This window comes from Microbacterium sp. Bi128, from assembly GCF_918698205.1.
This window is the reverse complement of record NZ_CAKKMM010000093.1, coordinates 1-12,490: the sequence shown is the minus strand read 5'-3', so window position 1 is coordinate 12,490 and position 12,490 is coordinate 1. Positions and strand designations below refer to the sequence as shown.

The window sequence follows — 12,490 nt, the reverse complement described above, 5'->3', positions numbered from 1 at the left end:
ACGTTCCACCGCCTGTCCGACGACGAGACGCGCGTCACCGTGCAGATCGACTGGGAGCCCACGGGCCTCCTCGAGAAGGCCGGTGCCGTCTTCGGCGCCGACGACCACTCGGTCAAGAAGGACCTCAAGAACTTCAAGGAGTACATCGAGTCGCGCGGCGCCGAATCCGGCGCGTGGCGCGGCGACGTCAGCTGACGCCCGGACAGAAGACGGACGCCGGTCCCCGAGGGGGCCGGCGTCCGTCGTGTCAGGCGTGAGTCACCACTGCGGGTGGATCTCTGCGCGCAAGCGACGGTCGTAGACCTCGCGCACGAGAACGTCGAACGCGTCGAGGTCGAACCCACCGCCGATCAGGCCGGCCGCCGCGGCGTTGGCCGTGGCCTGCTCCGCCGACCGGGCGCCGGGGATCACCGAGGTGATGCCCTCGCGCGACGCGATCCACGCGAGCGTCGCGGCCGGAAGCGTCACGCCCTCGGGAAGTGCGGCCTTGAGCTCATCGGCCGCGGCCACCCCCTCGGCGAACGGGACGCCCGAGAACGTCTCGCCCTTGTCGAAGGCCTCGCCGTTGCGGTTGTAGGTGCGGTGGTCGTCCTTGTCGAAGGTGGTGTCGGCGGTGTACTTCCCCGACAGCAGGCCGCTCGCGAGCGGAACGCGCGCGAACACCGCGACGCCCTTCTCGGCAGCGGCGGGCAGCACCTCGTCGAGCGGCTTCAGACGGAACGGGTTGAAGATGATCTGGAGGTTCGTCAGGTTCGGTCGGCGCAGCGCCGACAGGGCCTGGTCCATCGTCTCGACCGAGGCGCCGTACGCGGCGATCACGCCCTCCGAGACGAGCTGGTCGAGCGCGTCGTAGGTGGCGTCGTCGTCGATGACCGCCGAGGGCGGGCAGTGCAGCTGGACCAGGTCCAGCGTGTCTTGGGCGAGCAGACGGCGCGAGCGGTCCGTCCAGGCGCGGAAGTTCTCCATCGTGTAGTTCTCGGGCGTCTGATCGGCGCGACGGCCCATCTTGGTGGCGACCGTGAGGCCCGTGGCATCCGTCTTCTGCAGGAACGCGCCGATGAGTTCTTCGGAACGCCCGTCGCCGTACACGTCGGCGGTGTCGAAGAGCGTCACCCCGGCGTCGACCGATGCGGCGAGCACATCCATCGCCTCGTCTTCGCTGACTCCGCCCCAGTCGGGACCGAGCTGCCAGGTGCCGAGACCGATCGCCGAGACCTCGCGGCCGGTGCGGGAGAGGGGACGCTGCTGCATTGCGGTTCCTTTCGGGGAGTCGGGTCGAGCCTATCCAGCCCCTCCGACACGAGGGCCGCGCGTCAACCCCGTTCCCGCCCGCGGGCGCGCCCTTTAGCGTGACCTCACACCCCACCGGAAGGACCACGATCGTGAACACCCCCGCAGAAGACCTGCCCGGAGCCGACCACGCGCACACCGTCTCGGATGCCGAGGGCCACGCTGCCGACGTGCCCGCCGGCGGTGCGGGCGCCGACTCCGGAGCGGTCTCGGCCACCGAGATCGACACCGACGACGACGCGCGCGTGCAGAACGTCTCGAGCCAGAACGACATCCCGGGCGTGGGCACGCGTGCCGCCGACGGCGACATGGAGCGCGGTACCGACGACGCACGCGGCGAAAGCGGCTCGACCTCGCGCCATCACGAACACGAGACCGAGCCGCACCGCGACGGGGAGACGAACGCCGGGGGCGAGGCGCACGTGACGGGCGACTCGGCGATCGCGCACTACCAGCCGGGCGTCGGACGCGACTCGGCGGAGTCGAGCAAGATCGCCCAGAGCCTCCCCGACCCCGACGACGACTGACCGGGCCTTTCAGCCGTTCGGCACCCTCCGCCGCTGCGCCAGCCCGAGGGCGACGTCGAGCACGATGAACGCCGCGAGCGTGTAGCCGACGAACGGCAACAGCGAGCCGAGGGCGACCGCACCGAGAAGGACGAGGCCGATCCCCCACCACGGCGCTCCGCGCAGCACGCCGCGAGCCGGAGCCGCCGCGAACCCGTGCGTCGGCCGACGCCGCCACCACATCGCGTACCCGAGCACGACGAGCGACGCGATCCCGACGGCGAGCACGAACAGCACGAGCTGGTTGGCCAGGCCGAACATCGACCCCATGTGGGTGTCGATGCCCCACCGCGAGAGCTTCGCGAGCAGCGGGAAGTCCGCGAAATCGACGCGGTCGGTCACCTGCATCGTGGATCCGTCGATCGCCACGGCATCCACCTCGGTCGGGAAACTCCGCTGGATCTCCTGCACGACCCAGGCTTTGCCGGGCGCGGCGGGCGGCTTGATCTCGACCTGGCCGGTGTTGACGTTGATCCGCTGCGCGATCGCGAGAACGGCGTCGAACGTCGCGGGGTTGGCCGCGCCGGTCGGGGCCGCCGCGGCTCCGCCGTGATGGGAGTGCTCTCCGCCGACGGGAGCGTCGCCGTCGAGGGTCGTGTTCAGCGACGGCGTCCCCCCGCCGACGGCGGCGCGGAGGTCGGCGACGTTGGCCCCGGCGAAGGCCGACCACGTGATGCCCGTGGCCGAGAGGAACACCGCTCCGAGCACGACCCACACGCCGATCGAGGCGTGCCAGCCGAAGAGCCCGCGGTAGCCGGTGTGCTTCCGGTTCGGGCGCACGAGATCGGCACGGCCGCGCCGACTGCGCCGCATCCTCCCGACCCAGAGCCCGAGTCCGGCGAGCGCGACGATCCCCAGCCAGGATGCCGCGAGCTCGCTGTACCACCGGCCGGGTTCGCCGAGGTGGAGGTTCCGGTGCAGATCGCTCACCCACGTCCGCACCGGCAGAGCGCCGCTCGTGCCGTACGCGGTGAGGTCGCCCCGGATCTCCGCGGACCCCGGGTCGACGAAGATCGCCCGGGTCTCGCTCGCCCCCAGGTTCGGATCGGCGAACATGACGCGGGTCGTCGCCCCCGGTTCGGGGGCGGGACGCACCGCGACGGGGCTCGCGTCCCCGCCGACGTACTGCTCGGCCGCGACGATCTGATCGGCCAACGGCAGCGGGGCCGCGGTGGAGGGCGCCGTCAGCTCGTGCGCGTACACGATGCGGTCCAGGGTGGGCGTGATCGCGTACAGCGCTCCGCTGAGCGCCGCGACGAGGATGAACGGGCCCACGAGCACCCCGGCGAAGAAGTGCAGCCGGCGCAGGAGCGTGGTGAACCACCCCTTCGTGCCGCGGGCGTCCGGGCCGCGCGGCGGCGACGGGTCATGGACGAGCGAGGGGGATGCCGCGCCCTCGGGCGCCTCGTCGGCGGCGGGGCCGGCGCCCGGGTGGGTGGTGGTCATGACAGGATTCCTTCTCCGATGAAACCGCCCTCGGCACAGCCGGGCGGGAGGGCGAACACGGCCGACCCGATCGGGGTCGTCCATTCGTTGAGCAGGTCGAGCTCGTCGAGCCGACGCTGGATGGGCACGAACTGCCGGTCGATGTCGGCCTGGAACGAGACGAACAGCAGCCCCGCGTCCGAGACCGTCCCCGCCGGCGGCGCGTCGTCGTAGTTGTACCCACGGCGGAAGATGCGCTGCGCGGGGTCGTCCGGGCGGGAGCGACGCACGTGCGAGAACTCCGGGATGACGGGGAAGCCGAGGGCGTCCTTCGCCTCGAAGTCGGGTTCGTCGAACTCGTCCGTGCCCGTGAGCGGCGCACCGGTGGCGTGCGTCCGCCCGACCGACTGGTCGCGGCCCGGCCGGTCGAGGCGGTCCCACTTGTCGAGGTCCATGGCGATGCGGCGCACGACCATGCCGGTACCTCCGGCGAGCCACCCCTCGCGCGCCCACACGACCTCGTCGAACCCGGTCGTGCCGGGAACCGGGTTGGCGGTGCCGTCGACCTGGCCGAAGAGGTTGCGCATCGTCGTCCCCGGTCGCACGGTGCCGTGCGCGCGCCGGAACCCCTGCTGCACCCAGCGCGGCGACGCGAACGCGCGCGCGTCCTTGAGCAGCATGCGCGTCGCGTGCGCCACCGTCACGGGATCGTCCGCGGCGATCTGCAGCAGCAGGTCGCCGTCGCCGAACTCCGGCCGGAGTCGGTCGATCGTGAACGCGGGCAGAGGCCGCAGCCACGCCGGCGCCGGGGCCTCGGCGCGCGCCACGAAGCCCGGACCGAAGCCGAACGTCACCGTCAGGCGCGCGGGAGCGGTCGCCAGCTCCGGCTCGGTGTCGGCCAGGGCTCCGTGCCCGCGCGTGAGCCGGGCGGCGTCGTCGGTGAGGGTGCGCATCAGCCGCCGCAGGCCCTCCCGGTCGGTGTCCGAGCGTAGATCCAGCGCGACGAGCGAGACGTGGGCCTGGGCGTCGGTGTCGATCCCGGCCTGGTGCTCGCCGTAGAACGGCACGATCACATCGCCGTTCAGCGGCGTGGAGGCTCCGGCATCCGTCGCTCTCGCTGAGACCGCGGCGTCGATGCCGATCGCGGCGACGGCGCCCGCGCCGGCGACGGTCCCTCCGAGGAGGAACCCCCGCCGGCTCGGGCCGCGACCGGTCGACGCGGATCGATCGCGAGGCGTCATCAGTGACCCGACTCCATGCCGCCCATACCGCCCATGTCCTGCTCGCCGCCCTCGTAGTTCTCGTTCGCTCCGACGAACTCCTTCACGGGGGCGGTGATCTCGGCCGTGGAATCGTCCGAGAACGTCAGTGTGATGGTCGTCTCGTCACCGGCCCGCAGGGGCGAGGTGACGTCCATGAACATGAGGTGGCTGCCGCCGGGCTCGAGCGCGATCGACCCGTGCGCGGGGATGACGAAGCCGCCCTCGATCGGGCGCATGACCATCTGCCCGGACTCGTTCTGCACGGTCTCGTGCAGTTCCATCGCCGAGGTGGCGGGGCTGGTGGCCGACACGACGGTGAGGTCGCTGTCGCCGGCGTTGCGGAGTTCACCGAAGCCGGCGCTCATGCCGGAGTCGGCGGCCTTGACCCACACGTCGGTGGTCGAGAACGCCTCGGCCGCGGGGGCGGCCGGGGCGGGAGCGGTCGACGCGCACCCCGCGAGGGCGAGGGTCGCGGCGAGGGCGAGGGCGCCGAAGCGCAGGGCGGAGGTGGTGCGAGTGGTGGACATGAGTGGCCTTTCAGGACTGTGCGTCGCGCCCGGCGCGACGGCGGAGGAGGAGAACGACGGCGAACACGGCGAGCGCGATGCCCGCCCCGATCGCGCCGATGACGACGACGCGCGGGAGGCCCGGCGCGGCATCGGACGCGGGAGCCGCGTCGGAAGGGGGTGCGGTCGACGCGGCAGCCCGTTCGAGGGGCGCGGCGTCGCCGACGGTGAACGGGATGACGCCCGAGATCGGGTGCCCATCGCTGGAGACGACGTGCCATCGCACCTCGTACCCGGCGACGGGCATTCCACCCTGCAGGGGCACGGTGACCGCGTCGGCCACCACGGCCGGATCGGCCGCGACCCAATCGGCGCCCTCGGCGTCGGTGACGATCACCTGAGCACCGACGTCCATGACGTCGGCCGAGAACCTCAGGGAGATCTCATCGGGCGCGGAGGGCAGACGCTCACCCGCGGAGGGTGAGCTGGAGAGCAGGTCGTCGTGAGCGGATGCCGGGACGACCGACGCCAGAACGGCGACGGCGGCCACGGCGATCCCCGCCGCGACGACGCGGAGACGATGCATGGAGAGGAACCTCTTCTCGGGTGCGCGGAGCACCCGTCGTCCGGCCACGAGATCTCCCGAAGGGGAGAGAGCGCGACCGGCTGCCCGCGCGGGACCGGCGGTCGCCGGTGCCCGGTGCGCGTCGAACGCGAGAGCGCGGGCGGCGATGAACGGGAGCGTCGGAAGAGACGCGGATCCCCCACCGCACGGGCGCGATGCGCCGTGGGGCACAGTGCCCCGGCGCGCGGCGGGAACGCCCCGTCAGCGTGAGCGCGGAGGGGCGGGCGTCAGAGAGCGCCGAGCGGCGGACCGCGCCGCCTCGCGGAGCCGGCCAGCAGCACCGATGTCGGGCGGACGACCGCGACGATCTCGGCGAGGACGCGGCGACGCGCGACGGGGCGCGGGAGGGCCGAGGCGAGGGCGACCCGGACGCGCAGCCACGCGCCGAGCCGGTCGGCCAGGGTACGCAAGACGGCGATCGTGCGCTCCCCGCGATGCAGGGCGAGCGTCGTCGCCGTCGCGGCGACGAGGTGCCAGGCCCACATCGCGGCATCCGGGGCGACCATGGTCAGGTCCGGACCCGCGAGGGACGGGAGGGCACCGCCGTGGACGTGGCCGGCGGCGGCGGGGTCGTGCGCCCCGAGGACGAAGAGGGTGTGGAACAGCAGCTGGCTCAGCGTCACGGCCGGCGCGAGGCGCCACAGCGAGAGGCGCCGGCCTGCCAGCACGGTGCAGACGACGAAGGACAGCGCCCAGGGGATGAGGATGCCGAGCCACCCGGGGACGTCGCCGCCGGCGGTGACGTGCGAGAGCAGGGCGACGAACGTGGCGAGAGAAGCGCCGACGGCACCGCGCGCTACGCGCGTCCCTCGGTCCTGTCGTCGCATGGCGCCCATTCTGTCAGGTCGCCGCCCCCGCCGCCGCGCCGCCCTAGGCTGACCCCGTGAACGCCTCGGAGTACGACGTCCCCCGGTCACGCGCGGTCATCGCCGGAGCCAGCGGATTCGTCGGCCGGGCGCTCGCGACGGCCCTGCGCGACGACGGCTACGACGTCGTCACGGTGGGCCGCACGGGTCACGCGACGTGGACGGACCCCGCCGGGATCGCCCGTCTCGTCGACGGCGCCGAGCTGCTCGTGAACCTCGCCGGCAAGATCGTGTCGTGCCGCTACACGGACGCGAACCGCGACGAGATCCTGCGTTCGCGAAGGGCGACCACGCGGGCGCTGCACGCGGCGGTTCGGGATGCCGCGCGCCCGCCGCGCGTGTGGATGAACGCCTCGACCGCGACCATCTACCGCCACGAGACCGAGCGCGGCAACGACGAGATCGACGGAGTGATCGGCGACGGGTTCTCGGTCGACGTCGCCACGAGCTGGGAACGGGCGTTCTTCGACGGCGATCTCCCCGGCACACGCCGCGTGGCGCTCCGCATGGCGATCGTCCTCGGCGACGGCCCGGCCACGCGGATGCTGTTCGCCCTCGGGCGTCTGGGGGCGGGCGGCCCGCAGATCGACAGCTGGTGGTTTCCGCACCGCCGGTACCGCGGGATCGGTGCGCAGCCCACCGGTGCCCCCTGGTCTCACTGGCATCGCACCCGCGGGGGCCAGAAGTTCAGCTGGATCCACATCGACGACATCGTCGGTGCGGTACGTTTCCTCCGCGACCGCGACGACATCGCGGGCCCGGTGAACCTCGCGGCACCGAACGTGAGCGACAACCGCACCCTCATGGCCGACGTGCGACGGATCGCCCGAATGCCCCTGGGGCTTCCCGCGTTCCGGTGGATGCTGGATCCGGCGATGGCCGTGTTGGGCAGCGAGCCCGAGCTGGTCCTGAAGAGCCGGTGGGCCGTGCCGCGGGTCCTGACCGACGCCGGCTTCGAGTTCCAGCACCCCGACCTGGGCCCGGCGCTCGACGCGGTGGCAGAGATGCGCAGACCCCGGGCCCGCGACCTGTTCTCGGCCTGAACCCGGGGTCTCGCGCGGGCGATCAGGTGTTGCGGCGCACGAAGCGCAGCAGCGCGGCGATCACGCCGACGATGAGGATGACGATGCCGATCCAGAGCAGGAACTTCACGGCCTCGACGAAGATACCGAGGAACAGGAAGACGAGACCGACGACGATGAGGAGGATGGCGAGAGCTGGCATGGCATCCACTCTCCTCCCCCACCGCAGGCGCGCCCGCACCCTTGACACGGAGACCCCACGACGCAAACGACTGTCAAGCTCTCGTCGCGCGCGCCCCAGCCGGTCTAGCCTCGGATCTACCACGACGAGAAAGGCGCATCATGGGCGATCGCGACACCACGGGGCACGGCACCGGACCCGAAGAGGGCGAATACACCGAAGTGGAGCTCCCCGACGGCGAGGAAGCGGGCCGCAACCTCGATGAGCCCGGTGAGTACGTCGACACCGAGCGCGCCGACGGCACGACCGCCCACCCCCGCTCCGACGAACCGGGGTCCTACACCGACGTGCAGCTGCCGACGGGGGACGAGGCACGCGACGACACCGACCGGCCGGGCGAATACACCGACCGCGATCGCTGATTCAGCGGTCGAGGGTGGCCTGCGGCTCGCGACGATACGCGGCGCGGTAGGCGACCGCGAAGGACTCGACGTTCGTGAAGCCCCATCGGCGCGCGACCAGGGCGAGCGTCGTGCACGCGGGGTCGGCCGTCACGAGGTCGCGGTGTGCGGCGCTGAGCCGTGCGAGCTGCAGGTACTCCTCGGGGGTGGATGCCACGCACCCGTTCGCCGCGAACGCGCGGCGCAGTCCGCCGGTCGACGATCCGGCCGCGCGGGCGGCGTCCTCGATCGTGACGGGGAGGGAGGCGTGGTCGTCGAGCCACGCGGTCGCCGATCGATACACCGCCGCCTGCTCCAGCGCCGAGGCCCGGCGCTCCCGCGCGTCGGCGACGAGGGGGAAGACCTCGAGCGCCGCGACCGCGAGAGTGCGGTGCACGTGGGCGCGCACGAGCGGCTCGGCCATGATCGACACCTGGGTCCGAGCCCATCGCAGGGTCGACTCCCAGTAGTCGCGCAGCGCGGGCGATGCCGGATCGACCCCGCGGAAACGCACGTCGAGGTCGTCGTCTCCATACAGCGTGCGGGCCGTCGCAGCGAACCGCTCGGGGTCGAAGGTGACCACCTCGAGGTCGGGATGGTCGACGCGCGCCACCAGCCGATCACCCGGCTGCAGCATGCCCGGCGAGACGCTGAACTCCCCCTCGGCCTGCCCGACGCTCCAGGCATAGCCGGGCGTGGAGCTGACGACGAGGAAGCGGTCCGACTCGTAGGACAGGTCGACCCGGGCCGACCACTCCAGATGCCGCAGCGAGAACGCGGCATCCCCGACGAGGTGCTCCGCGTAGGCGGCCTCGTCGGCGCGCAAGTCGACGCGTCCGTATTGGGCGCGCAACCACGCGTCGGTGGTGGCGACGTCCGTGGTGCGGACGCGGGTGTCGTAGAAGTCGTTCATGGGGGGCGTGTGCCCGGCGATGAGCGGCACCGTCACCCATAGTAGTTAACCTCTCGCCGTGGGAGGTTCGCCCATCGCGCCAACGATAGTTAGCCACGACCGAGCAGCAGGAGCACCATGACCGACGCGCCCGTCATCCGCGACATCCGCCCCGAGGACGCCGGGGAGGTGTTGACCATCCAACGCGCCGCCTTCGCGAGCGAGGCTCTCATCTACGGTGACCCCGACATGCCCCCGCTCACCCAGACGCTCGAAGAGCTCGAAGCCGAGCTCGTCGAGAACCTCGGCTGCGTGGCGATCGACGGCCACCGTCTCGTGGGTGCCGTGCGCGCGCGGCGGGCCGGCGACCTGCTGCTGGTCGGGCGTCTCGCGATCGCCCCCGATCAGCAGGGCGCAGGACTGGGTTCGACGCTCCTCGCCGCGGTCGAGGAGCGCGGTCGCCGCGACGGCGCCACCGAGGCGGAGCTGTTCACCGGCGGCCTCAGCGAGGCCAACCAGCGCCTCTACGAGCGGGAGGGCTACCACCGCAGCGAAACCACCCCCGACGGCGAGATCTTCTATCGCAAGTCCCTCGGCTGAGGCGGCGGGGGCCGTGGTCGGACAGCGTTGTCGCAGCGAGAACAGGCCGTGAGCCCAGAACAGGCCGATTCTCGATGAATCGGCCTGTTCCCGTGGCATCCCCTGTTCTCGCGACCGGTCGGGGCGCACCCCGACCGGTCACGACGGGCGCTTACGGCGTAGGCATGCCGCCGTTGACGTTGAGCGTCTCGCCGATGACGTAGCTCGACTCCGCGGATGCCAGGTAGACGTAGGCCGGGGCGAGCTCGGCGGGCTGTCCCATGCGGCCGAGCGGGGTCTCCTCGCCGAACTCGGCGACCTTCTCCTGGGGCTGCCCGTCCGACACCTGCAGCGGCGTCCAGATGGGGCCCGGAGCCACCGCGTTCACGCGGATGCCCTTCGGTGCCAGCTGCTGCCCGAGAGCCTTCTTGAAGGCGTTGATGGTCGCCTTCGTCGAGGCGTAGTCCACGAGGATCGCCGAGGGCGAATAGGCCTGGATCGAGGTCGTGTTGATGATGGCCGACCCGGCGGGCAGGTGGGGCAGCGCCGCCTTGGTGATCCAGAACATCGCGTAGACGTTCGTTGTGAACGTGTCGTCGAACTGCTCGTCGGTGAGGGTCGTCAGATCCTCGTTGAACAACTGCTTTCCGCCGTTGTTCACGAGGATGTCGAGACCGCCGAGCTCCTCGACCGCCTGCGTGACCAGCGCGCGGCAGTACTCCGGGTCGCGCAGGTCGCCGGGGATCTGCGCGACGGTCGCGCCGGCCTCGCGCAGGATGCCGGCGATGCGATCGGCATCTTCCTTCTCCTCCGGCAGGTACGACATCGCCACCGAGGCGCCCTCACGGGCGAAGGCGATCGCCGTGGCGGCACCGATGCCCGAATCGGCTCCCGTGATGAGGGCCTTGCGTCCGTCGAGGCGGCCGCTGCCGACGTAGGTGTCCTCGCCAAGTGCGGCCTTCGGGGTGAGTTCGGCATCGAGCCCCGGCTCGGGCTGGTGCTGCTTCGACGGCTCGATGTCGGCGTAGAGCTTGGCGGGGTCGGTGAAGGTGTACTGCGTGGTCATGACGAGTCCTTTCGAGGGGATGCCGAGGCGAAGGCCGCCCCGGCGCGGGTCAGTGGTCTTCGAGCTCGGCGGCGTCCACGACGTCGCGGATCACCAGAGCGGCGTTGATGAGAGCGAGGTGGCTGAGGGCTTGCGGGAGGTTGCCCCAAAACGCCCCGTCGTCCTCGGCGATCATCTCGGAGTAGATCCCGACGTCGTTGGCCTGGGCGACGAGCGCATCCATGGCTTCGATCGCTTCGGCGTGACGTCCGACGCACGCCAGGGCCGTCGCGCGCCAGAACGCGCACGCGACGAAGGTGTGCTCCTCCTGATCCATGCCGGTGTACCGGTAGACGAGGTGGTTCGCGGTTCCGAGGCGTTCGGTGATGGCATCCACCGTCTTCGACATCCGCTCGCCCCGGTCGAAGCCGGTGGGAGCGTGCAGGAGCACCGAGGCGTCGAGGTCGTCGGTTCCCGGACGCAGCGTGTAGGCCTGCAGCGTCTCGGACCAGCAGTGCTCTTCGACCCACGCGTGGATGCGGTCGCGCTCGGCACGCCAGCGGTCGCCGTTGTCGAGGATGTGGCCTCCGGCGGCGAGCCACTGCGCGTCGTCGAGAGCTTTCCAGCACCCCATCTTCGACGAGGTGTAGTGCTCGAGCTCGGGCAGTTCCCACATGCCCGAGTCCTCGCGTCGCCACAGGTCGCACGTGCGGTCGGCGACGTCGGCGAGGAGGCGCCCCGTCTGGGTGTCGAGCCGATTGCCGGCCTCGACGTAGGTGCGGCAGATCGCGATGAGGTCGCCGTACACGCCGAGCTGGAGCTGCCCCTGCGCGGGGTTGCCGGTCACGACGGGCTGGTTGCCGTTCCAGCCGGGCACCCCGTGCTTCTCGAGCCCCACGTCGGCGCCACCGTCGAGGGTGTACATCACCTGCACCTCGGGCCCGTTCTCGCGGATCGTGCGCAGCAGCCACGAGATCGCCGCGTGCGTCTCCTCGCGCAGACCGAAGCCGACCCACGCGTGCGCGGTGTAGGCGAGATCGCGCACCCACGCGAAGCGGTAGTCCCAGTTCTTGCCGCCCCGCGGGTTCTCGGGGAGCGAGGTCGTGGCCGCCGCGGCGATCGCCCCGGTGGGGCTGAACAGCAGGAGCTTCAGCGCGAGCGCGCTGCGCTGCACGTCGTCGGCCCACGGACCGTCGTAAGAGAATTCCTGCGACCACGCCGACCAGCCGTCGATCGTCCGGTCGATGCCGCGGTCGACATTCTTCGCGTCGGGGACCCGCAGCGGCTCTCCTTCGGTCGCCGCGATGACCAGGAGGTGGCGCGAGCCCTTCTCCGTGGTGAAGCCGCCCGCGATGCTCTCGCTGCGCTCGTCGGGATCCCCCTGGATGCCGTGCTCCTCGCCGACCACGGCGAGCGAGACGTGCCCGATCCTCATGATCGAGAACCCGTCGATGCGTTCGGTCCACGGCGAAGCGGAGCGCAGCATCGTGCCCGGCTGCACACGCCACGCGAACTCGACCTCGCCGCGCACGCCTTCGACGCGGCGCGCGAGCTCGGCCCACGGCAGGCGTCCGGCGATGCCCGTGACCATGGCATCCGTCAGTTTCGCCACACCCGTCTCGGTCGTGAAGGTCGTCTCGAGCACGTTGGTGTGCGCGACGTATCGGCGCGTCACCGTGTACTCGCCCACCGGGGAGAGTTCGATGCACCCGCCGGAGGATTCGTCGACGATCCGCGCGAACACGGGGCGGGAGTGGATGTTCGGCAGCGGCAGCCAGTCGACGGCTCCGT

The 12,490-nt window shown here is 71.6% G+C and carries 14 protein-coding genes and 1 pseudogene; 5 read left to right on the top strand and 10 right to left on the bottom strand.

The window, feature by feature from the left end:
• Window positions 1–195, top strand: a pseudogene (locus LQV45_RS09430) (cyclase); the annotation flags it as partial.
• Between the two features lie 63 nt (window positions 196–258).
• On the opposite strand, the gene LQV45_RS09425 reads toward LQV45_RS09430, so the two are convergent.
• Window positions 259–1,251, bottom strand: a complete 993-nt coding sequence (locus tag LQV45_RS09425) for an aldo/keto reductase (RefSeq protein ID WP_230006787.1) — start codon at window positions 1,249–1,251, stop codon at window positions 259–261.
• A 131-nt stretch (window positions 1,252–1,382) separates the two neighbouring features.
• On the opposite strand from LQV45_RS09425, the gene LQV45_RS09420 reads away from it, so the two are divergent.
• Window positions 1,383–1,817, top strand: coding sequence for a hypothetical protein (locus LQV45_RS09420; protein ID WP_230006786.1), 435 nt, complete (start codon window positions 1,383–1,385; stop codon window positions 1,815–1,817).
• 9 nt (window positions 1,818–1,826) lie between these two features.
• Here the strand turns inward: LQV45_RS09420 and LQV45_RS09415 are convergent, their stop codons facing one another.
• The 5 genes from LQV45_RS09415 to LQV45_RS09395 all read right to left on the bottom strand — a co-directional run bounded on the left by LQV45_RS09415 (window position 1,827) and on the right by LQV45_RS09395 (window position 6,501).
• Window positions 1,827–3,302: a PepSY domain-containing protein gene (locus tag LQV45_RS09415; RefSeq protein WP_230006785.1), complete on the bottom strand. Its 1,476-nt coding sequence runs from the start codon at window positions 3,300–3,302 to the stop codon at window positions 1,827–1,829.
• Complete coding sequence (locus tag LQV45_RS09410; RefSeq protein WP_230006784.1) at window positions 3,299–4,522, bottom strand: Dyp-type peroxidase; 1,224 nt, start codon at window positions 4,520–4,522, stop codon at window positions 3,299–3,301. The genes LQV45_RS09415 and LQV45_RS09410 overlap by 4 nt, the downstream gene beginning before the upstream one ends.
• The gene (locus tag LQV45_RS09405; RefSeq protein WP_230006783.1) at window positions 4,522–5,070 is read right to left on the bottom strand and encodes a copper chaperone PCu(A)C; all 549 of its coding nucleotides are present in this window, start codon (window positions 5,068–5,070) and stop codon (window positions 4,522–4,524) included. Before LQV45_RS09405 ends, LQV45_RS09410 begins: the two co-directional genes overlap by 1 nt.
• 10 nt (window positions 5,071–5,080) lie before the next feature.
• Window positions 5,081–5,635 (bottom strand): copper resistance CopC family protein, encoded by a 555-nt coding sequence (locus LQV45_RS09400; RefSeq protein WP_230006782.1) that lies wholly within the window; start codon window positions 5,633–5,635, stop codon window positions 5,081–5,083.
• Between the two features lie 266 nt (window positions 5,636–5,901).
• Complete coding sequence (locus LQV45_RS09395; RefSeq protein ID WP_230006781.1) at window positions 5,902–6,501, bottom strand: hypothetical protein; 600 nt, start codon at window positions 6,499–6,501, stop codon at window positions 5,902–5,904.
• Between the two features lie 56 nt (window positions 6,502–6,557).
• On the opposite strand from LQV45_RS09395, the gene LQV45_RS09390 reads away from it, so the two are divergent.
• Window positions 6,558–7,583, top strand: coding sequence for an epimerase (locus tag LQV45_RS09390; RefSeq protein WP_230006780.1), 1,026 nt, complete (start codon window positions 6,558–6,560; stop codon window positions 7,581–7,583).
• Window positions 7,584–7,605: 22 nt separating this feature from the next.
• Here the strand turns inward: LQV45_RS09390 and LQV45_RS09385 are convergent, their stop codons facing one another.
• Window positions 7,606–7,764, bottom strand: coding sequence for a DUF4175 domain-containing protein (locus LQV45_RS09385; RefSeq protein WP_138175503.1), 159 nt, complete (start codon window positions 7,762–7,764; stop codon window positions 7,606–7,608).
• Between the two features lie 140 nt (window positions 7,765–7,904).
• Between LQV45_RS09385 and LQV45_RS09380 the strand changes: the two genes are divergently transcribed.
• Complete coding sequence (locus tag LQV45_RS09380; protein ID WP_230006779.1) at window positions 7,905–8,165, top strand: hypothetical protein; 261 nt, start codon at window positions 7,905–7,907, stop codon at window positions 8,163–8,165.
• A 1-nt stretch (window position 8,166) separates the two neighbouring features.
• Here LQV45_RS09380 and LQV45_RS09375 read toward each other — a convergent pair whose 3' ends face one another.
• Window positions 8,167–9,132 (bottom strand): helix-turn-helix domain-containing protein, encoded by a 966-nt coding sequence (locus LQV45_RS09375; protein WP_230006778.1) that lies wholly within the window; start codon window positions 9,130–9,132, stop codon window positions 8,167–8,169.
• An 81-nt stretch (window positions 9,133–9,213) separates the two neighbouring features.
• On the opposite strand from LQV45_RS09375, the gene LQV45_RS09370 reads away from it, so the two are divergent.
• A complete protein-coding gene (locus LQV45_RS09370; RefSeq protein WP_230006777.1) occupies window positions 9,214–9,675 on the top strand; it encodes a GNAT family N-acetyltransferase in 462 nt (153 codons plus the stop codon).
• Between the two features lie 151 nt (window positions 9,676–9,826).
• On the opposite strand, the gene LQV45_RS09365 is transcribed toward LQV45_RS09370, so the two are convergent.
• Together LQV45_RS09365 and LQV45_RS09360 are read right to left on the bottom strand one after the other, a co-directional pair.
• Window positions 9,827–10,720, bottom strand: a complete 894-nt coding sequence (locus tag LQV45_RS09365) for an SDR family oxidoreductase (RefSeq protein WP_230006776.1) — start codon at window positions 10,718–10,720, stop codon at window positions 9,827–9,829.
• Between the two features lie 49 nt (window positions 10,721–10,769).
• Window positions 10,770–12,490, bottom strand: a 1,721-nt coding sequence (locus tag LQV45_RS09360; protein ID WP_230006775.1) for a glycoside hydrolase family 15 protein, incomplete at its 5' end; no start/stop codon positions are given.

What these genes read in the sequence shown, in the direction of transcription:
- LQV45_RS09365 (WP_230006776.1), bottom strand. Translation starts at nt 10,720, where the DNA reads ATGACCACGCAGTACACCTTCACCGACCCCGCCAAGCTCTACGCCGAC.
- LQV45_RS09385 (WP_138175503.1), bottom strand. Translation starts at nt 7,764, where the DNA reads ATGCCAGCTCTCGCCATCCTCCTCATCGTCGTCGGTCTCGTCTTCCTG.
- LQV45_RS09425 (WP_230006787.1), bottom strand. Translation starts at nt 1,251, where the DNA reads ATGCAGCAGCGTCCCCTCTCCCGCACCGGCCGCGAGGTCTCGGCGATC.
- LQV45_RS09395 (WP_230006781.1), bottom strand. Translation starts at nt 6,501, where the DNA reads ATGCGACGACAGGACCGAGGGACGCGCGTAGCGCGCGGTGCCGTCGGC.
- LQV45_RS09380 (WP_230006779.1), top strand. Translation starts at nt 7,905, where the DNA reads ATGGGCGATCGCGACACCACGGGGCACGGCACCGGACCCGAAGAGGGC.
- LQV45_RS09415 (WP_230006785.1), bottom strand. Translation starts at nt 3,302, where the DNA reads ATGACCACCACCCACCCGGGCGCCGGCCCCGCCGCCGACGAGGCGCCC.
- LQV45_RS09400 (WP_230006782.1), bottom strand. Translation starts at nt 5,635, where the DNA reads ATGCATCGTCTCCGCGTCGTCGCGGCGGGGATCGCCGTGGCCGCCGTC.
- LQV45_RS09405 (WP_230006783.1), bottom strand. Translation starts at nt 5,070, where the DNA reads ATGTCCACCACTCGCACCACCTCCGCCCTGCGCTTCGGCGCCCTCGCC.
- LQV45_RS09370 (WP_230006777.1), top strand. Translation starts at nt 9,214, where the DNA reads ATGACCGACGCGCCCGTCATCCGCGACATCCGCCCCGAGGACGCCGGG.
- LQV45_RS09410 (WP_230006784.1), bottom strand. Translation starts at nt 4,522, where the DNA reads ATGACGCCTCGCGATCGATCCGCGTCGACCGGTCGCGGCCCGAGCCGG.